This is a genomic window from Streptomyces fodineus (assembly GCF_001735805.1).
Classification (GTDB): domain Bacteria; phylum Actinomycetota; class Actinomycetes; order Streptomycetales; family Streptomycetaceae; genus Streptomyces; species Streptomyces fodineus.
Genome location: NZ_CP017248.1, coordinates 5,603,522 through 5,622,211 on the forward strand (window position 1 = coordinate 5,603,522; position 18,690 = coordinate 5,622,211).

Below are 18,690 nucleotides of genomic sequence, written 5' to 3' on the forward strand. Positions count from 1 at the left end.
GGACACGCCTGGGCCGCGACGGCTCCCCCTCGGCGCCGTCGCGGCCGGTCCCCCGTGGTGGAAGAGGCCGTCAGGCCTTCTCGTCGGTGGCGTGAGAGTTGTCCGGCGTCACTTCGGCGCCGGCCTCGCCGCCGGCCAGCGTGGTGATCTTCGCCGGCTCGATGGTGGCGTGGCTGTTCAGCGTGGTCACCTCGGACGCCTCGGTGTTCGCCGCTGCCGCGGGCGTGGTTTCGTTGCTCATGACTCTGCTCCCCTGAAAGTACGTTGCGGTGCGCTGGAAGCTCCCCGTCCGGCAGCTCCCCCGAGGGCCGCCGGACGAGTGCCTCCGGGCCGCTACACCTTACGGTGCGGCCGTCGGTCGCCCGCCTGCCCCCCCGACGCGACGGATCGACACCAACGACAGTGCCGTGGCGCGATAAACGAACGATGAACGCATACATGCGCTGCATCACACGACGGCACGGGGCGCCAGAAGCGCCCGTACCTCCTCGGCTTCCGGGACCTTCAGCGCATCGAAGATCTGCAGGGCTTCCTGCCAGCAGACCTGTGCGCGGCCCGACTGCCCGATGCCGCTCAGGGCGCGGCCCAGCACGGTGAGTACGTTGCCGCGCCGCCATTCACCGCCGACCCCACGCAGAAGGGCCAGCGCCGTCTCGGCGTTGGTCGCGGCCTGGGCCGGACGGCCGGCCGCCAGGTCGAGTTCCGCGAGACGGAACAGGGTCATCCCCTCCCACAGACGCATCCGGCTGTCCCGGAACACCGAGAGGGCCTCCTCGAGGCGCTCGGCGGCGTGCTCGTACCTGCCGCACTGGGTGAGCGCGAGGCCCAGCGCATAGCGTCCGTTGGCGCCCTTCAGCGCGTGCCCCATGGCGTCGTACATGTCGGTTCCCTGCTGAGCCAGGGACACGGCGCTCGTGGTCTGTCCCATCGCCAGCCGGATCCGGGAAAGGTTGCAGAGGGCGCTGGCCTCTCCGGGGCGGTCTCCGCAGGAGCGGAAGCTGTCGATGGCGCGCGTCAGATGCTTCTCGCCGTCCTCGAAATGACCCTGGTAGAGCGCGATGATGCCGAGCATGTTGGATGCCCAGCACTCGGGCAGGGGGTCTCCCGCGGAGTCGGCCAGGCGCAGTGCCTCGGTGGCTTCTTCGTCCGCCAGCTCGAAGCGACCCGTCAGGTGATGGCCGTTGGCGACGGTGACGAGAGCGCGGGCCTCGGCACGCTGGTCGCCCGCCGCGTGTGCTGCGGCGCGCAGGGAAGCGCCCGTGTCAACGTACTCGCGGGAGTTGGCGCCCGACTCGGTCAGGTCGATGGCGGCCCACAGCAGGTCGACGGCGCGCCTCAAGTGCTGCGGGGCCGTCGACTGCCGCACGCAGGCCAGCAGGCAGATCGCCTCCGCGTACAGCCAGTCCTGAGCCCGGTGCCGGTCCTCGAAGCGCAGGCCCGGATACTCGGTCGGCTCCAGGTGATCCACCAGCCGGTCCCCCGGCCGTTCGATGGCATACACCCGGCCCGCCGTGGCCAGATAGAAGTCCAGCAACCGCGACATCGCGGCCTCGCGCTCGCTCGGTGGCTGTTCGTCCCTCTCCGCGCAGGCACGCGCGTAGAGCCGGACCAGGTCGTGGAAGCGGTAGCGGCCCGGCGCCGCCGACTCCAGCAACGACGTGTCCACCAGGGACTCCAGGAGGTCCTCGGTGTCCTCCACAGGCAGATCCAGGACCGCCGCCGCGGCCGCGAGCGAGATGTCGGGGCCGTCGGCCAGGCCCAGCAGGCGGAAGGCTCGGGCCTGGGGCGGCTCCAGCTGGCCGTAGCCCAGCTCGAAGGTGGCCTTGACCGCCAGGTCGCCGGCCTGGAGTTCGTCCAGGCGGCGGCGTTCGTCCGCGAGCTTCGCCGCCAGGACCGAGACCGTCCAGGTGCGGCGGGCCGCCAGGCGGGACGCGGCGATGCGGATCGCCAGGGGCAGGAAGCCGCAGGCCGCCACGACGTCCAGAGCCGGCTCGCGCTCCGCCGCCACCCGCTCCTCGCCCACGATGCGCGTGAAGAGGGCCAGCGCCTCGTCGGGGGACATCACGTCCAGGTCGACCAGATGGGCCCCGGCCAGGTCGACCATGCGGACGCGGGACGTCACCAGTGCCGCGCAGCCGCCCGTGCCCGGCAGCAGCGGCCGTATCTGGGCCGCGTCCTTGGCGTTGTCCAGCAGGACCAGGACCCGGCGGCCGTCCAGGACCGAGCGGTACAGGGCCGCCCGTTCGTCCAGGGAGTCGGGGATCGCCGAGTCCGATGTGCCGAGGGCGCGGAGGAACGAGCCCAGGACCGTCTCCGGTTCCGCCGGTCTGGGGCCCGCGCCCTGAAGGTCGACGTACAGCTGGCCGTCGGGGAAGGCCGCCCGTGCCCGGTGGGCGACGTGGACCGCCAGGGTCGTCTTGCCCACGCCGCCGATGCCCGCCAGCGCCGACACCGCCATCACCCGGCCGCCCGCCGGGTCCGGTGACCCCGGCGCCGCCGACGCGGAGGAGAGGACCTCGCTCAGCTCGTCCACGAAGGCGGCGCGGCCTGTGAAGTCCGGGACCGACGCCGGGAGCTGTGCCGGGCGGACGGGGACCACCGCCGGTTCGGCGGCCGGGGACGACGGCTCCGCCAGCGCCGGGTCCGCCTGCAGGATCCGCTGCTGGAGGTCACGAAGCCCCGGCCGCGGATCGACCCCCAGCTCCTCCGCCAGCAGGCGGCGGGTGTCGGCGTAGACGGCCAGGGCCTCCGCCTGGCGGCCGCTGCGGTACAGGGCGAGCATCAGCAGCTCGCGCAGGCGCTCCCGCAGGGGGTGCGCCGCGGTCAGCGCCGTCAGTTCGGACACCGCCTCCGCGTGGCAGCCCTGCTCCAGGTCCATGTCCAGGCGGGACTCCAGCAGGCCCAGGCGCCATTCCTCCAGGCGGACGCGCTGGGTCTCGGCGTACGGGCCGGGGACACCGGCCAGGACCTCGCCGTCCCACAGGGTCAGGGCCCGGTTGAGGAGCGCGCGGGCCTGGCACAGGTCGCCGGCGGCCCGTGCCTTGTCCGCCTGGGCCGCGAGGTCCTGCGCGACCGCGAGGTCCAGGGCGCCCTCGCCCGGCGAACGCACCGCGTAGCCGCCGGACTCGCTGACCAGGACCCCGGGGTCGAGGATCTTGCGCAACCGCGAGGCGTACGTACGGACCGCCGCCAGGGCCTGGGACGGCGGCTCGGGGCCCCACAGGGCGTCGATCAGTTCCGCCGCCGTCGCCGTACGGCCCTCGCGCAGCAGCAGGGCGGCCAGCAGGGCGCGCTGCTGGGGGGAGCCCGTGCTGAGCTGCTCCTCGCCGCGCCAGGCCCGCACCGGACCGAGCACGCCGAACCGCAGCGTCCCCGGCTCCGTGACGGTCACGGAACCGGGACGCCGCTGCTCAGGCACTCGCGGCCCACCGTCCATGCGTTCGTCCCCCTCGGCATCGAACAACCCCGTCAGTTTGCCTTGTTCAGGGCGGTTCCGTCAGCCACGGGAGACGCCGATCACAGGTGGGCGTATTTCAGTCCACAAAGCCCTCACACCTCGCGCCGTAAATCCCTCACACCTCTTCGCACGCAGTCGGCCGGGCAAAAGAGCTGACGGTCCGTCAGATCGGCGCTACCGTGAAGGGTCATGGAGACCACAGAGTTCCCGCTGATCATCTCCGTCGACGACCACACCGTGGAGCCCGCCACCGTCTGGCAGGACCGGCTGCCGAGGAAGTACCTGGACGTCGGGCCCCGGATCGTGCGCGCCCCGATGAAGGAGATGACCTTCCTGGGCGGGCGTTTCAGGCCCGTCATGGGCGAACCGGGCAGCACGGACGGCCCCCTGGGCGACTGGTGGGTGTACGAGAACCTGCGCCGGCCCCTCACCCGGCTCGACACCGCCGTCGGGTGCGCCCGGGACGAGGTCAAGCTGGAGGTGATCACGTACGAGCAGATGCGACCCGGGTCGTACGACGTGCCCGCCCGGCTCGCCGACATGGACGTCAACCATGTGCAGTCCGCCGTCTGCTTCCCGACCTTCCCGCGCTTTTGCGGGCAGACCTTCACCGAGGCCGCCGACAAGGAACTCGCCCTGCTGTGCGTGCGCGCCTACAACGACTGGATGGTGGAGGAGTGGTGCGGGCCGAAGGCACGCGGCCGGCTGATACCGCTCACCCTCATACCCCTGTGGGACGCCGAACTGGCCGCCCAGGAGGTACGGCGCAACGCTCGAAGAGGAGTACGGGCCGTCGCCTTCTCCGAGATACCCCCGCACCTCGGCCTGCCGTCCGTCCACGGCGACGACTGGGACCCGTTCCTCGCGGCCTGCGACGAGACCGGCACGGTCGTCGCCATGCACATCGGCTCCAGCAGCCGTATGCCCTCCACCTCCGCCGACGCCCCGCCCGCCGTCGGCTCCACCATCACCTTCGCCAACTGCTGCTTCTCGATGGTCGACTGGCTGATGAGCGGCAAGTTCGAACGTTTTCCGCACCTCAAGGTGATGTACGCGGAGGGGCAGATCGGGTGGATCCCCTACATCCTCGAACGCGCCGACGTCGTGTGGGAGGAGAACCGGGGCTGGGGCGGCGTCGCCGGCAAGGTCACCCGGCCGCCGTCCGAGACCTTCGCCGAGCACGTCTACGGCTGCTTCTTCGACGATGCCTTCGGGCTGCGCAACCTCGGCTCCATCGGCGCCGGGAACGTCCTGTACGAGACGGACTACCCGCACTCCGACTCCACCTGGCCGAAGTCCCGCGAGGTCGGCGAGGCGCAGATGGGGCATCTGCCGCCGGACGTGGTCGAGCGGATCGTGCGCGGCAACGCCATCGAGCTGCTGGGGCTCACCCCCGAGGGGCTCTGGCGGTGAGTGCCCTGGCGTACGGCATCCAGCTCCCGGTCCAGGCCCAGAGTGCCCTGTTCGCGGAGGGCTGGGAGGCCGCGGCCGGGCCCGGGGACCTGGTGGCGCTCGCGCGGGCCGTGGACCGTGCCGGGTTCGGCTACCTCGCCGCCTGCGACCACGTGGCCATCCCGCGCCGGCTCGCCCCGGCGATGAGCACGGTCTGGTACGACCCGGTCGCCACCCTCGCCCACCTCTCCGCCGTGACCGAGCGGGTGCGCCTGCTCAGCCATGTGGCCGTCGTCGGCCTCCGGCACCCGCTGAGCACCGCCAAGCAGTACGCCACCCTCGACCACCTCTCCGGCGGGCGGCTGATCCTCGGGGTCGGGGCCGGGCACGTACGGGAGGAGTTCGAGGCGCTCGGGGCCGACTTCGAGCGGCGGGGGGCCGTGCTGGACGAGACGATCGACGCGCTGCGAGCCGCCCTCGGTCCGGAGGAGTTCCCCGAACACCACGGCAAGCTCTACGACTTCGGCGGGCTGGGGCAGCGCCCGCGGCCCGCGCAGAGGGACGTCCCGCTGTGGGTCGGCGGCTCGTCCCCCGCCGCCGTACGCCGGGCCGCGCTCAAGGGCGACGGCTGGCTGCCGCAGGGGGACCCGCGAGAGCGGCTGCCCGCGCAGATCGCCCGGCTGCGGCGGCTGCGGGAAGAGGCGGGCATCGAGGGGCCGTTCACCGTCGGCGCGATCGCCGAGCCGCTGTATGTCGGGCGGGCCGGCTGGGACGTCGGGCGGCGGACGCTCACCGGGACGCCGGAGGAGATCGCCGAGTCGCTGCGGGCCTACCGGGTGATGGGCGTGCACCAGATCCAGGTGCGGTTCCGCAGCCGGGACCTGGCCGAACTCATCGAGCAGATCGGGCTGTTCGGGGCGGAGGTCGCACCCCGGCTGAACTGAGGAGGGTGTCATGGGCAAGCTGGACGGGCGGGTCGTCGTCATCACCGGGGCGGCACGCGGACAGGGTGAGCAGGAGGCTCGGCTCTTCCGGGCGGAGGGCGCGCGGGTGGTCGTCGCCGATGTGCTGGACGAGCAGGGGGAGGCCCTGGCCAAGGAGATAGGCGCGTTGTACGTCCATCTCGACGTCGGTACAGAGGAGGGCTGGCGGGAGGCCGTCACGGCGGCCAAGGAGGCGTACGGGCACATCGACGGGCTGGTGAACAACGCGGGGATCCTGCGCTTCAACGCCCTGGTGGACACCCCGCTGGCCGAGTTCATGCAGGTCGTGCAGGTCAACCAGGTCGGCTGCTTCCTGGGCATGAAGACGGTGGCCCCGGAGCTGGCCGACGGGGGCACGATCGTGAACACCGCCTCCTACACCGCCCTGACCGGCATGGCGGCCGTGGGGACCTACGCCGCCACCAAGCACGCCGTGCTGGGCCTGACCCGGGTGGCCGCGCTGGAGCTGGCGGACCGGGGCATCCGGGTCAACGCGATCTGCCCGGGGGCCATCGACACCGCGATGTCCAACCCGGCACGGCTCGACCCGGACGCCGACCCGGAGGAGATGAGCCGGGCCCTGGACGAGCTGTACCGCAAGCTCGTGCCGCTCGGGCGGGTCGGGCAGCCGGAGGAGGTGGCCCGGCTGGCGCTGTTCCTGACCTCGCGGGACTCGTCGTACATCACCGGGCAGCCGTTCGTGATCGACGGCGGATGGCTCGCGGGAGTCTCGGTCATCTGACTCATCGTCAGCTATTGACGGTCCTCGTGCTCGGTGCGACAGTCGGCCAACAGGTTCGATCTGACGAAGTGTCAGATAACTGGGGAAGGTGAACCGCCGTGGAATTCGGGCTCTTTGTACAGGGATACGTGGGCAAGCGCGCCGAGACCGACCCGCTCGCCGAGCACAAGGCGCTGATGGAGGAGACCGAGTACGTCATCCAGGCGGACCAGTCCGGCTTCAAGTACGCGTGGGCCTCCGAGCACCACTTCCTGGAGGAGTACTCGCACCTGTCCGCCAACGACGTCTTCCTCGGGTATCTCGCCCACGCGACCGAGCGCATCCACCTCGGCTCCGGGATCTTCAACCCCCTGGCCCAGGTCAACCACCCCGTGAAGGTCGCCGAGAAGGTCGCCATGCTGGACCACCTCAGCGAGGGGCGCTTCGAGTTCGGCAGCGGGCGGGGCGCCGGCAGCCACGAGATCCTCGGCTTCCTGCCCGGCATCACCGACATGAACCACACGAAGGAGATCTGGGAGGAGACCATCGCGGAGTTCCCGAAGATGTGGCTCCAGGACGAGTACGCCGGCTTCCAGGGCAAGCACTGGCAGCTGCCGCCGCGCAAGGTCCTGCCGAAGCCGTACGGGAAGTCGCACCCGGCGATGTGGTACGCGGCCGGGTCGCCGCCGTCGTACGCCATGGCCGCGAAGAAGGGGCTCGGCGTGCTCGGCTTCAGCATCCAGAAGGTCTCCGACATGGAGTGGGTGCTGGAGCAGTACAAGACGGCGGTCGTGAACGCGGACCCGGTCGGGGACTTCGTCAACGACAACGTGATGGTGACGACGACGGCGATCTGCGCGCCGACACATGCCGAGGCCATCGAGACCGCGGTGAACGGCGGGCTGCACTATCTGCCCTCGCTCGTCTTCCGCTACCACGACACCTTCCCCCGGCCCGAGGGGTTCCCCGAATGGCCGGAGACGCTGCCCGAGTACACACCGGAGTTCGTGGAGCTGCTCATCGAGGAGGAGCTGCTGATCTGCGGCGATCCGGACGAGGTGCTGCGGCAGTGCAAGCGGTGGGAGCAGGCCGGCGCGGACCAGCTGAGCTTCGGGTTGCCGGTGGGGGTGCCGAAGGAGGAGACGCTGCGGACGATCCGGCTGATCGGGGAGCACGTCATTCCCAAGATCGATACCGATCCGGTGCACCGGACTTCGCGGTTCCGTCAGGCCGTCTGAGGGGGTTCCCGGCATGCTGGACCATCTGATCAAGGGCGCCACCGTCGTGGACGGCACCGGTGCGCCGGCCTTCGTCGCGGACGTCGGTATCCGCGGCGGCCGTATCGCCGCCGTCGGAAGGATCACCGAGGAGGCCCGGACCTGCGAGGACGCGCACGGTCTCGTCCTCACCCCCGGCTTCGTCGACCCCCACACCCACTACGACGCCCAGCTCTTCTGGGATCCGTACGCCACCCCCTCCCTCAACCACGGGGTGACCACCGTCGCCGCCGGGAACTGCGGCTTCACCCTCGCGCCCCTCAACCCCGCCCGCCCCCAGGACGCCGACTACACGCGCCGCATGATGTCCAAGGTGGAGGGGATGTCCTTGGTGGCGCTGGAGGAGGGGGCGCCCTGGAGCTGGCATTCCTTCGGGGAGTACCTGGACGCCCTCGACGGCCGTATCGCCGTCAACGCCGGTTTCATGGTCGGGCACTGCGCGGTGCGGCGTCATGTGATGGGGCCGGAGGCGGTCGGCGGACAGCCCGGCGAGGACCAACTCGCCGCGATGCTGCGGCTGGTGCACGAGGCCATGGACGCCGGGGCCTGGGGGCTGTCCACGACCCAGTCCAGCACGCACTCGGACGGGGACGGGCAGCCCGTCGCGTCCCGGCATGCCCGGCCCGCGGAGCTGCTGGCGCTCTCGCGTGCCGTCGGGGAGCACGAGGGGACGCAGATCGAGGCGATCGTCGCCGGGTGCCTGGACCAGTTCAGCGACGACGAGATCGACCTGCTCGTCGAGATGAGCGCGGTGGCCGGACGGCCGCTGAACTGGAACGTGCTCACCGTCGACGCGGCCGTGCCGGAGCGGGTGCCCAGGCAGCTCAGCGCGAGCGAGCGGGCCCGGAAGGCCGGGGGACGGGTGGTGGCGCTCACCATGCCGATCCTCACCCCGATGAACATGTCCCTGGGGACGTTCTGCGCCCTCAACCTGATCCCGGGCTGGGGGCCGGTCCTCGGGCTGCCCGTGCCGGAGCGGATCGCGCGGCTGAAAGATCCGGCCGTCCGGGCGGAGCTGCTGCGGCGGGCCCGGTCGAAGGAGGCGGGCGTCTTCCGGCGGCTGGCGAACTTCGGGCGGTACGTCATCGGGGACACCTACAGCGCGGCCAACCAGGGCCTGACCGGCCGGGTCGTACGGGACATCGCCGAGGAGCGGGGTCTGGACCCCTTCGCCTGCCTGGTGGAGATCTGCGCGCATGACGATCTCCGTACGGTGCTGTGGCCGATGCCGAGCGACAACGACCCCGCCTCCTGGGCGCTGCGCGCCGAGACCTGGCAGCACGAGGACGTCCTGCTCGGCGGCTCCGACGCGGGCGCCCATCTGGACCGGATGTGCGGGGCGCCGTACACCACCCGGTTCCTCGGGGACTGTCTGCGCGGCCGGAAGCTGGTCGGCCTGGAGCGGGCGGTGCAGATGCTGACGGACGATCCGGCACGGCTGTTCGGGCTGCGCGAGCGGGGGCGGGTGCGGGAGGGCTGGCACGCGGACCTCGTCCTGTTCGACCCTTCGCGGATCGACGCCGGCCGGGCCCGGCTGGTGCACGACCTGCCGGGTGACAGTCCGCGCCTGGACTCCGCGGCGATCGGGGTGCGGGCCGTGTGGGTCAACGGGGTCGAGGCGATCCGGGACGACGTGGTGAGCGGGGCCGTCCCGGGGAAGGTGCTGCGGTCCGGGCGGGACACGCGGACGGTGAGTACGCGGTGAAGGGGGAGCGGCTGTTCATCGGCGGGCAGTGGGTGGAGCCGGACGGCGGGCACTACCCGGTGACCGACCCGGCCACCGAGGAGACCGTCGGCTGGGCGCCGGAGGCCTCGCCGGAGCAGGTGGGGGCGGCCTGCGCGGCGGCCCGGGAGGCGTTCGGGACGTGGTCGCGGACCTCGCCCGAGGAGCGGGCGGCGGTGCTGGGCCGGGCCGCGGACATCATCCGGAGCCGTATGGACCCCTACACCGAGCTGGCCCGCGCGGAGACCGGCGCGACCACCGGGACCGCTCGGGCCATGCAGGTGGGCGTGGCCACCGCCCGGTTTCGGCGGTACGCGCACGTGGAGCCCGCCGAGTGGGCGATCCCGCCGCAGATCAACGAGGCCGGGCCGATGGGGAGGGCCGCGGTGATGGGCGCCTTGGCGGTACGGCAGCCCGTCGGGGTCGTCACCTGCATCACCTCCTACAACAACCCGTGGGCCAACCCGGCCGGCAAGGTCGCGCCCGCCCTGGCCATGGGCAACACGGTGGTGGTGAAGCCCGCGCCGCAGGATCCGCTGTCCGTCTACCGGATGGCCGAGGCGCTGGAAGCGGCGGGGGCGCCACCGGGGGTGGTGAACGTCGTCTCCGGGCGTGCCACGGACGTCGGTGAGGCCGCCGTCGCGTCCCCCGACGTCGACATGGTCAGCTTCACCGGGTCCACGGCCGTCGGCCTGCGGATCGCCGAGGTGTGCGGGCGGGACATGAAACGCCAGCTGATGGAGCTGGGCGGGAAGGGCGCGGCGCTCGTGTTCGACGACGCGGACGTGGGCTCCGCCGTCGCCGGTATCGGTACGACCTTCTCCTTCTACAGCGGACAGATCTGCACGGCACCGACACGGGTGCTGGTCCAGCGCGGGGTGTACGAGCGGCTGGTGGAGCAACTGGCCGGGTATGCCGGGCGGTTGAAGGTCGGGGATCCGCGGGAGGCGGACACGGTCGTCGGGCCGGTGATCTCGGGCGAGCACCGGGCGCGGGTCGAGTCGTACACCGAACTGGGCCGGAAGGAGGGCGCGTCAGTGGTCGCCGGCGGCGAACGGCCGCCCCTGGAGCGGGGTTTCTACGTCTGCCCCACCCTCCTCGCCGACTGCACCAACGACATGCGGGTGGCCCGGGAGGAGATCTTCGGGCCGGTGGTCGCGGTGATCCCCTTCGACGAGGAGGACGAGGGCGTGACCCTCGCCAACGACTCCGAGTACGGGCTGATCGACTACGTCTGGTCCGCAGACGTGGCCAGAGCCTTCCGGGTGGCCCGGCAGCTGCGCGCCGGGGGAGTCGGCATCAATACGGTGGGGCGCAACATGGAGGCGCCGTTCGGGGGGTTCAAGAAGAGCGGGGTGGGCCGGGACGTGGGGTCGTACGCGCTGCACGCGTACAGCGAGGTGCAGGCGATCGTGTGGCCGGGGTGAGGGGGCGCCGCCCGGCCGGAGGCCGGCTTCACGCCCGCGCCTTCCCCGCTCAGTCCTCCAGGTCCACCCGCACCGTGAGCAGGTCGGTGCCGAACGCCCGTACCGCCGCGCTGTTGAAGCGGGGCAGTGCGCGCAGGCGGGCCAGCGGGTCGTCGTCGGGAAGGAGATGGGCGGTGCCGTGGTGCCAGCGGCCGGCTAGGCGGACGCGGACCCTCGGGTCGGCCTGGATGTTGCGGACGTACTGGGACTTGTAGCCGAACTCGGAGACCAGCCAGAAGGAGTCGCCGGCCTTGCGGCCGCCCACCGGCGTCTGCCGGGGCAGGCCGGAACTGCGGCCCGTCGTCTCCAGGAGGGTCTGGAACGGCAGCCGCCGGTTGAGCGGGTTGGCGATGTGCCGTTGGAAGGCCGTCACCACACGGTGCTTGCGGTCTGCGGGGGCTGACATGGCGGTCGCTCTCCTGGTCTGCCGGCACGGCGTCGCGGCGGGGACGGTGTGTCGGCTCGGTGCGGGGCGTGTGACCTCCGGACTGTGCGCCGGCTGTCGCGTGCTAGCGTCCCCCGCGGTCGTGATCTTTTCAACGGGGGAGCCTGATGGGCGCGTCTTCGGACGGCTGCACGGTCCCGGTCGACGTCAAGGGCAAGGACGGCGCCCACGCGATGACCGTCATCGCCCAGCAGGGCGACAAGCTGCAGATCTACAACCCCTGTCGCTCGACGACCTGGGTCGGCGAGAACGACTTCGTCAACGGACACATGAGCAAGGCAGCGGACAGTGGACTCGACGACGCGTACAGCGTGTACCTCCCGACGGCGAAGCAGGCGGGGCCTTCGGCATCGGGGCAGGGCGGCGGGCGGCGCCGTCGCGGCGGTCGCGCTGCTCACGCTCGTCGCCGGCTGCGGGTCGGGCGAGCCCGCCCCCGTCGCGCACCCCACCGACGAACCCCGCATCACCGCGAAGGCCGGGGAGCGCTTCACGCTCACCGTCCACGAGAACGCCTCCACCCGTGAGCACTGGTACCTGTCCGATCCCAGGCCCGACGCCCACGTGGTCCGCGAGCGCGGGCAGCATGGCACCTCGGACTCCGGCGACAGGCATCTGGACGGCGGCGGCAGCAGCCTCACCTTCACCTTCGAGGCCACCGGCAAGGGCAGCACCCGGATCGTACTGACCCACTGCACGTTCGCCACCACCTGCGACGAGGACGGCGGCGGCACCCCGGCCCCGGCGCCGACCGCACCGTACCGGCAGTCCGCGCCGAAGCGCGTCACGTACACCGTCACCGTCCGCTGAGCCGGCCCACACCACCGCCACCGGAACATGAACCCCGTACCGCATCCCCGGACCGCACCGACGACGAGCTGTAGTTGCCCAAGAGGTGCTTCGGGGTCACCGGGCCACCTGTGCGGCCTTCGCCTGGACGTGGGCGACGTAGCGGACGGTGAAGACCATCGGGACGACGAAGCCGGCGATCTGGACGACGGTCGCGGGCGTCGAGTGGGCGTTGCCGGAGTGGGCCAGCACGGCGAGGACGACGGCGGTCACCACGAAGGCGGCGGTCCACACGGCGGTGATGACGACGTTGACCCGGACGAAGGGCTTCAGTTCCCAGTACTCGCGCGGGGTGGTGCGCTTGGCGATGCCCAGAGTGAAGGGCCGGCCGGCGGCCAGCGAGAGGCCGGCGATGACGGCGAGGGTGCCGGAGGAGAGGGCGGCGGAGTAGTCGTGCACGCCCGAGTGCGGGTCGGCGAAGGCGATGGCCGCGAGCACGGCGAAGAAGACCGCCGAGCCGGCCTCGATCACGAGGGCGTCGAAGCCGGCCCCGGCCCGCCTCTGCTGCCCGATGATCCCCACGGCCACCACCAGGGCGGCCAGGGCGCCCCACTGCCAGTCACCCGAGGGGATGACGGCGAAGACGATCCACGGCAAGAACGTGCGCAGGTACGACATGGGATTCCCCCGGTCCGTCGGAGTCTTTGGGTTCCTGTTTCGACATGTCAAAAGTAGAAGGTTGGTATTCGACATGTCAACATTGGAAGGTAGGGTGAGGGTATGAGCCTCAAACACGCACTGCTCGGTCTGCTCTCGGACCGCCGCGCCAGTGGCTACGACCTGCTGAAGACGTTCGAGACCTCACTGGCCAACGTCTGGCCGGCGACCCAGAGCCAGATCTACACCGAGCTGACCAAGCTGGCCGGCTCCGGGCTGATCGCGGTGGCCGCCGAGGGCCCGCGCGGCCGCAAGGAGTACGAGATCACCGACGAGGGCATGGCGGAGCTGCGCCACTGGCTGACCGAGGTCGCACCCCAGCCCGTCAACCGCAGCGACGTCCTGCTGCGCGTCTTCTTCCTCGGCGTGCTCACTCCCGAGCAGGCGCGCGCCTATCTGACCGACCTGATGGAGATGTCCCAGTCGGGATACGAGCAGCTGCGCCGGCTCGCCGACTCCATCGACTGGGACGAGGGCAACCTCTCCGTCTACGGCCGCATCGCGCTGGAGTACGGCCTGCGCTTCAACGCGATGCGGCGGGAGTGGGCCGAGTGGGCGGCCGGGCAGCTCAGCTGACCCCGAGGAAGATCGGGTTGGTGAAGGCGGCCAGCGCCCCCGGCACCGGCCCGGCCGCCGTCTCGTGCCGCAACTCGGCGCGTACGTAGGCCGCGTAGGCGGAGGTCGTGCGCCACTCGACCGTGCCGGTGCCCGCCACCGGCAGCGGATCGCTGGTGAACAGCACGCCCTGGTCGGTGACGAACCGCACCGAGCAGCGCGGGGCGCCCGAGACCTCCAGCCGGACGGTCACGGGGGTGTCGGCGTCCACCTCCAGCCGCTCGCCGATGCCCGCCTGCTGCCCGCGCCCGCCGGTCACCGTGAAGGCGAGGGTCACGTTCTTCGACTCGGCCACGTAACTGCGTCCCGCGCGGATGCCCTCCTGGATCGCCTCCCGGGTCAGGTCGTCGGCGAGGACGACCGTCTGGGGCGAGCCGACCGTGTCCGGGTCGCGGTGGGCGTCGCTGTTGCCCATCGCCGGGAGCCAGGCCCGCCTCTGGCGCACGGAGGCGACGAGCCGGTTGTCCCAGTCGGCCAGCGTCACCTCGTCGTCCGGGGTGTACGGCCCGTTCCACACCTCCACGGCGTCCGCCTCGCCGAAACCGAACTTCCAGCCGCAGCCGACGCAGGTGGCGTGCGGGTGGGCGGGCACGACCAGGCCGCCGGCGTGGCGGATGTCCCGTGCGAAGCGGGCCCAGCGGTTGTCCCGGGCCCGGTAGCGCCAGTCCACGAACGTGCCGGGATCGGTGCCGAGCGCCACCACGTGGCCGTTCCGCGTGGTGACCTCCTCGCCGAGCATGATCAGCAGGTCGTCGCCCGCCTGGTCGGCCCAGTGGGGGTGGGCGGAATGGGTGTTGTGGTCCGAGGAGTTGATGAAGTCCAGGCCCGCCGCCCGCGCGAGGGCCGCGATCTCGGCCGGGGTCCGGCGGCCGTCGGAGTACCAGGAGTGCAGGTGGCAGTCGCCCCGGTACCAGGCCCGGCCCCGCCCCTTCGCCCGGGAGGGCGGATACACCGGCCTCGGGGTCTCGCCCGCCTCCCCGTAGGTCAGCGTGATCGTCAGCTCGTACGTCAGGCCCTGCGGCGCCACCGTGTAGGGGCCCAGCGCGACGTACCAGGTGCCCTGCCGTACCGGGCCGGGGACGTAGCCCGGCGTCGCGTCGTCGGCGCGGACGAAGAACTCCGTGCGGGCGCCGCCCGACCAGCCGCGGAAGCCCCGGCCGCCCAGCTCGGTGCCGTGCTCGTCGAAGAGGCCGATGTCGAGTGCGTTGCCCTGCGTGCCGGCCGGCACCGAGGGCCTGTCGTAGGTGTAGGAGACCTTGATCTCCCGTACGCCGGCGGGGACTTCGACCGGTACGTACACGAAGTCGGGGGAGCCGGGCGGCAGGGTGCCGCCCACCGTCCGGGTCTCCTGCTGCTGACCGTCCGCCGCTGCGAAGCTCACGCCTCCCAACGTAAGGGCAGCGGCGGCGCCCGTCACGAACAGCGCGCGTCTGCCGATGCCCGGTGCCTGATCCTGCGCGTCTTCACCCATGGTGGGCACTGTGCCATCCGGGCGTGAACTCCCGTGGAAGAAAAGGGGATTGGCGTCCGACGGTACGTCATGTTCGCGACATCACGTGCCGTCGGTACAGGGCAGTGCCGACCGGTCGGTATGGGCACCGGAACTCCGGCCGGGTACAGATGGGTCATGCGTATCGCCGTCACCATCTTCCTCACCGATGAGACCATCACGCCGGTGCGACTCGCCCGCGAACTCGAAGAACGCGGCTACGCCGGCCTCTACCTCCCCGAACACACCCACATCCCCGTGGAACGGGCGACGCCGTACCCCGCCGGCGGCGACCTGCCCCGCGAGTACGGCCGTACCCTCGACCCCTTCGTGGCCCTCGGCCAGGCGGCGGCCGTCACCGAACGCCTCGGCCTCGGCACCGGCATCACCCTCCCCGCCCAGCACGACCCCATCGCCCTGGCCAAGCAGATCGCCACCCTGGACCACCTCTCCGGCGGCCGTTTCACGCTCGGCCTCGGCTACGGCTGGAACGTGGAGGAGGCCGCCGACCACGGCGTGGCGTGGCGCACCCGCCGGGAACTGGTCCGGGACCGGGTGCGGCTCATGCAGGCGCTGTGGTCCGGGGAACCGACGGCCTACGACGGTGAGTTCGGGAGCGTACGCGCCAGCCACGCCCACCCCAAGCCGGCGCAGAAGCCGCGCGGCCGGGTCGTCGGACCGCGCACGCTCGTCGGCGGCACCGCCGGGCCGCGGCTGTTCGCGCACATCGCCGAGTACGCCGACGGCTGGCTGCCGATCGGCGGCCGGGGCCTCACCGAGTCCCTGCCGGTGCTGCGCTCGGCCTGGGTGGAGGCGGGCCGCGACCCGGCCGCGCTCCAGATCGTCCCGTACGCGGTCCTGCCCACGCCCGGCAAGCTGGCCCACTACGCGGACCTGGGCATCGAGGAGGTCGTCCTGCAGTTGCCGCCGGCGGGGGAGGGAGAAGTGCTGGGGGTGCTGGACGAGTACGGGAGTCACCTGTAGGCCGAGCGGGAGCCATCTTCCGTAATCACCCCGAACGTATGCTCAAGGGATGACGACTTCCGCGACTTCTGGAACCGGCCCGACCGAGAACTCCATGCGTCGCGCTCTCAAACGCGCCCGTGACGGCGTCGCCCTCGACGTCGCCGAGGCGGCGGTGCTGCTCCAGGCCCGCGGCCAGGACCTGACCGACCTCGCCGCGTCCGCCGCCCGGGTGCGCGACGCGGGTCTCGAACAGGCGGGCCGCCCCGGCGTCATCACGTACTCGAAGAGCGTCTTCATCCCCCTGACCCGGCTGTGCCGGGACAAGTGCCACTACTGCACCTTCGTCACGGTCCCCGGCAAGCTGCGCCGGGCCGGCCAGGGGATGTTCATGTCCCCGGACGAGGTGCTGGACATCGCCCGCAAGGGCGCCGCCCTCGGCTGCAAGGAAGCCCTGATCACCCTCGGCGACAAGCCGGAGGACCGCTGGCCCGAGGCGCGCGAGTGGCTCGACGCGCACGGGTACGACGACACCATCGCCTACGTCCGTGCCATCTCCATCCGCATCCTGGAGGAGACGGGCCTGCTGCCCCACCTCAACCCCGGCGTGCTGACCTGGACGGACTTCCAGCGGCTCAAGCCGGTCGCGCCCTCCATGGGCATGATGCTGGAGACCACCGCCACCCGCCTGTGGTCGGAGCCCGGCGGCCCCCACCACGGCTCCCCGGACAAGGAACCCGCCGTACGGCTGCGGGTGTTGGAGGACGCCGGCCGCTCCTCCGTGCCCTTCACCTCCGGTCTGCTGATCGGCATCGGCGAGACGTACGAGGAGCGGGCCGAGTCCCTCTTCGCCCTTCGCAAGGTCTCCCGCGCCCACCACGGCATCCAGGAACTGATCATCCAGAACTTCCGCGCCAAGCCGGACACGGCGATGCGCGGCATGCCGGACGCCGAACTGGACGACCTGGTCGCCACGGTCGCCGTCGCCCGGCACCTCATGGGCCCGTCCGCCTGCCTCCAGGCCCCGCCGAACCTGGTCGAGGCCGAGTACGAGCGCCTGATCGGCGCCGGCATCGACGACTGGGGCGGGGTGTCACCCCTGACCATCGACCACGTCAACCCCGAACGCCCCTGGCCGCAGATCGAGGAACTCACCGCACGCTCCCGGGCGGCAGGCTTCGAGCTGCGCGAACGCCTCTGCGTCTACCCGGAGTTCGTGCGCCGCGGCGAGCCCTGGCTGGATCCGCGGCTGCGTCCGCACGTGAGCGCGCTGGCCGACCCCGAGACGGGCCTGGCCCTCCCGGACGCCCCGGTCGAGGGCCGCCCCTGGCAGGAGCCGGAGGAGGCGTTCACGGCCACCGGCCGCACGGACCTGCACCGCACCATCGACACCGAGGGCCGTACGGGCGACCGGCGCGAGGACTTCGACGAGGTGTACGGCGACTGGGAGGCGCTGCGCGAGGCGGCCGTACCCGGCATGGCCCCGGAGCGCATCGACACCGACGTCCGCCAGGCCCTGCGGACGGCGGCGGACGACCCGACGAAGCTCACCGACGCCGAGGCGCTGGCCCTGCTGCACGCGGACGGCCCGGCGCTGGACGCCCTCACGCGCATCGCGGACGGCGTACGCAGGTCGGCGGTCGGCGACGACGTGACGTACATCGTCACCCGCAACATCAACTTCACCAATGTCTGCTACACCGGCTGCCGCTTCTGCGCCTTCGCCCAGCGCCGTACGGACGCCGACGCGTACACGCTCTCGCTGGAGCAGGTGGCGGACCGCGCCCAGCAGGCCTGGGAGGTGGGCGCGGTCGAGGTGTGCATGCAGGGCGGCATCCACCCGGACCTGCCCGGGACGGCGTACTTCGACATCGCGAAGGCGGTGAAGGAGCGGGTCCCCGGCATGCACGTCCACGCCTTCTCCCCGATGGAGGTCGTCAACGGCGCGACGCGCACCGGGATGTCCATCCGCGAGTGGCTGACGGCGGCCAAGGAGGCCGGTCTGGACTCCGTCCCGGGCACGGCGGCGGAGATCCTGGACGACGAGGTCCGCTGGGTGCTGACCAAGGGCAAGCTGCCGGCGGCCACCTGGATCGAGGTGATCACGACGGCCCACGAGCTGGGCATCCGCTCGTCCTCGACGATGATGTACGGCCATGTCGACCAGCCCCGCCACTGGCTGGGCCATCTGCGCACGCTGGCCCGGATCCAGCGGGAGACGGGCGGTTTCACGGAGTTCGTGACGCTGCCGTTCATCCACACCAACGCGCCGGTGTATCTGGCGGGCATCGCCCGGCCCGGCCCGTCGGCGAGGGACAACAGGGCGGTGACGGCGATGGCCCGTCTGCTGCTGCATCCCTGGATCCCGAACATCCAGACAAGCTGGGTGAAACTGGGCACGGAGGGCGCGGCGGAGATGCTCCGCTCCGGCGCGAACGACCTGGGCGGCACGCTGATGGAGGAGACGATCTCCCGGATGGCGGGCTCGTCGTACGGCTCGTACAAGTCGATCCGTGACCTGGTGGCGGTGGCCGAGGCGGCCGGCCGCCCGGCGAAGCCGCGCACCACGCTCTACGGCGAGGTGTCGCGGGAGCGGCAGCGGGTGGCGGCGGCCTCCGACGGCCACCTGCCGGAACTGTTGCCGGTCCTGGACTGA

General features: G+C 71.8%; 15 protein-coding genes. 10 read left to right on the forward strand and 5 right to left on the reverse strand.

Translation table 11 applies throughout. The annotated features are described in order from the left end of the window. Positions 1-70: 70 nt before the first annotated feature. Both BFF78_RS46335 and afsR read right to left on the reverse strand, forming a co-directional pair. Complete coding sequence (locus BFF78_RS46335; RefSeq protein ID WP_159033048.1) at positions 71-241, reverse strand: hypothetical protein; 171 nt, start codon at positions 239-241, stop codon at positions 71-73. Positions 242-448: 207 nt separating this feature from the next. Next, the gene (gene afsR / locus BFF78_RS24015; protein ID WP_069783771.1) at positions 449-3,436 is read right to left on the reverse strand and encodes an SARP-family global regulator AfsR; all 2,988 of its coding nucleotides are present in this window, start codon (positions 3,434-3,436) and stop codon (positions 449-451) included. A gap of 210 nt (positions 3,437-3,646) precedes the next feature. Between afsR and BFF78_RS24020 the strand changes: the two genes are divergently transcribed. From BFF78_RS24020 to BFF78_RS24045, 6 genes are all read left to right on the forward strand, one after another. Continuing rightward, positions 3,647-4,870: an amidohydrolase family protein gene (locus tag BFF78_RS24020; RefSeq protein ID WP_069780287.1), complete on the forward strand. Its 1,224-nt coding sequence runs from the start codon at positions 3,647-3,649 to the stop codon at positions 4,868-4,870. A gap of 5 nt (positions 4,871-4,875) precedes the next feature. Beyond that, positions 4,876-5,793: an LLM class F420-dependent oxidoreductase gene (locus BFF78_RS24025; protein ID WP_079161847.1), complete on the forward strand. Its 918-nt coding sequence runs from the start codon at positions 4,876-4,878 to the stop codon at positions 5,791-5,793. A gap of 10 nt (positions 5,794-5,803) precedes the next feature. Beyond that, entirely contained in the window at positions 5,804-6,574 is a 771-nt protein-coding gene (locus BFF78_RS24030) for an SDR family NAD(P)-dependent oxidoreductase (protein ID WP_069780288.1), read from the forward strand. Positions 6,575-6,672: 98 nt separating this feature from the next. Beyond that, a complete protein-coding gene (locus BFF78_RS24035; RefSeq protein WP_079161448.1) occupies positions 6,673-7,791 on the forward strand; it encodes an LLM class flavin-dependent oxidoreductase in 1,119 nt (372 codons plus the stop codon). 13 nt (positions 7,792-7,804) lie between these two features. Then, a complete protein-coding gene (locus tag BFF78_RS24040) occupies positions 7,805-9,535 on the forward strand; it encodes an N-acyl-D-amino-acid deacylase family protein (RefSeq protein WP_069780289.1) in 1,731 nt (576 codons plus the stop codon). Beyond that, complete coding sequence (locus BFF78_RS24045; RefSeq protein WP_079161449.1) at positions 9,532-10,980, forward strand: aldehyde dehydrogenase family protein; 1,449 nt, start codon at positions 9,532-9,534, stop codon at positions 10,978-10,980. The genes BFF78_RS24040 and BFF78_RS24045 overlap by 4 nt, the downstream gene beginning before the upstream one ends. A 49-nt stretch (positions 10,981-11,029) precedes the next feature. Here the strand turns inward: BFF78_RS24045 and BFF78_RS24050 are convergent, their stop codons facing one another. Beyond that, positions 11,030-11,425: a nitroreductase/quinone reductase family protein gene (locus BFF78_RS24050; RefSeq protein WP_069780290.1), complete on the reverse strand. Its 396-nt coding sequence runs from the start codon at positions 11,423-11,425 to the stop codon at positions 11,030-11,032. 327 nt (positions 11,426-11,752) lie between these two features. Here BFF78_RS24050 and BFF78_RS24055 point away from each other — a divergent pair, with 327 nt between their 5' ends. Continuing rightward, entirely contained in the window at positions 11,753-12,271 is a 519-nt protein-coding gene (locus tag BFF78_RS24055) for a protease inhibitor I42 family protein (RefSeq protein WP_079161450.1), read from the forward strand. Positions 12,272-12,367: 96 nt separating this feature from the next. On the opposite strand, the gene BFF78_RS24060 is transcribed toward BFF78_RS24055, so the two are convergent. Continuing rightward, positions 12,368-12,928, reverse strand: coding sequence for a hypothetical protein (locus BFF78_RS24060; RefSeq protein WP_069780291.1), 561 nt, complete (start codon positions 12,926-12,928; stop codon positions 12,368-12,370). A gap of 102 nt (positions 12,929-13,030) precedes the next feature. Here BFF78_RS24060 and BFF78_RS24065 point away from each other — a divergent pair, with 102 nt between their 5' ends. Beyond that, complete coding sequence (locus BFF78_RS24065; RefSeq protein WP_069780292.1) at positions 13,031-13,543, forward strand: PadR family transcriptional regulator; 513 nt, start codon at positions 13,031-13,033, stop codon at positions 13,541-13,543. Here the strand turns inward: BFF78_RS24065 and BFF78_RS24070 are convergent. Next, entirely contained in the window at positions 13,536-15,053 is a 1,518-nt protein-coding gene (locus tag BFF78_RS24070; protein WP_069780293.1) for a CehA/McbA family metallohydrolase, read from the reverse strand. The two genes, BFF78_RS24065 and BFF78_RS24070, sit on opposite strands and share 8 nt — an antisense overlap. Positions 15,054-15,209: 156 nt before the next feature. Between BFF78_RS24070 and BFF78_RS24075 the strand changes: the two genes are divergently transcribed. Both BFF78_RS24075 and BFF78_RS24080 read left to right on the forward strand, forming a co-directional pair. Continuing rightward, on the forward strand, positions 15,210-16,055 hold the full coding sequence (locus tag BFF78_RS24075) for an LLM class F420-dependent oxidoreductase (RefSeq protein WP_069780294.1): 846 nt from the start codon (positions 15,210-15,212) through the stop codon (positions 16,053-16,055). A 49-nt stretch (positions 16,056-16,104) separates the two neighbouring features. Next, the gene (locus tag BFF78_RS24080; RefSeq protein WP_069780295.1) at positions 16,105-18,690 is read left to right on the forward strand and encodes a bifunctional FO biosynthesis protein CofGH; all 2,586 of its coding nucleotides are present in this window, start codon (positions 16,105-16,107) and stop codon (positions 18,688-18,690) included.

Coding starts and splice junctions, on each gene's coding strand:
- BFF78_RS46335 (WP_159033048.1), bottom strand. CDS start 241: ATGAGCAACGAAACCACGCCCGCGGCAGCGGCGAACACCGAGGCGTCC.
- BFF78_RS24070 (WP_069780293.1), bottom strand. CDS start 15,053: ATGGGTGAAGACGCGCAGGATCAGGCACCGGGCATCGGCAGACGCGCG.
- BFF78_RS24040 (WP_069780289.1), top strand. CDS start 7,805: ATGCTGGACCATCTGATCAAGGGCGCCACCGTCGTGGACGGCACCGGT.
- BFF78_RS24050 (WP_069780290.1), bottom strand. CDS start 11,425: ATGTCAGCCCCCGCAGACCGCAAGCACCGTGTGGTGACGGCCTTCCAA.
- BFF78_RS24075 (WP_069780294.1), top strand. CDS start 15,210: ATGCGTATCGCCGTCACCATCTTCCTCACCGATGAGACCATCACGCCG.
- BFF78_RS24080 (WP_069780295.1), top strand. CDS start 16,105: ATGACGACTTCCGCGACTTCTGGAACCGGCCCGACCGAGAACTCCATG.
- BFF78_RS24030 (WP_069780288.1), top strand. CDS start 5,804: ATGGGCAAGCTGGACGGGCGGGTCGTCGTCATCACCGGGGCGGCACGC.
- afsR (WP_069783771.1), bottom strand. CDS start 3,436: ATGGACGGTGGGCCGCGAGTGCCTGAGCAGCGGCGTCCCGGTTCCGTG.
- BFF78_RS24065 (WP_069780292.1), top strand. CDS start 13,031: ATGAGCCTCAAACACGCACTGCTCGGTCTGCTCTCGGACCGCCGCGCC.
- BFF78_RS24020 (WP_069780287.1), top strand. CDS start 3,647: ATGGAGACCACAGAGTTCCCGCTGATCATCTCCGTCGACGACCACACC.
- BFF78_RS24060 (WP_069780291.1), bottom strand. CDS start 12,928: ATGTCGTACCTGCGCACGTTCTTGCCGTGGATCGTCTTCGCCGTCATC.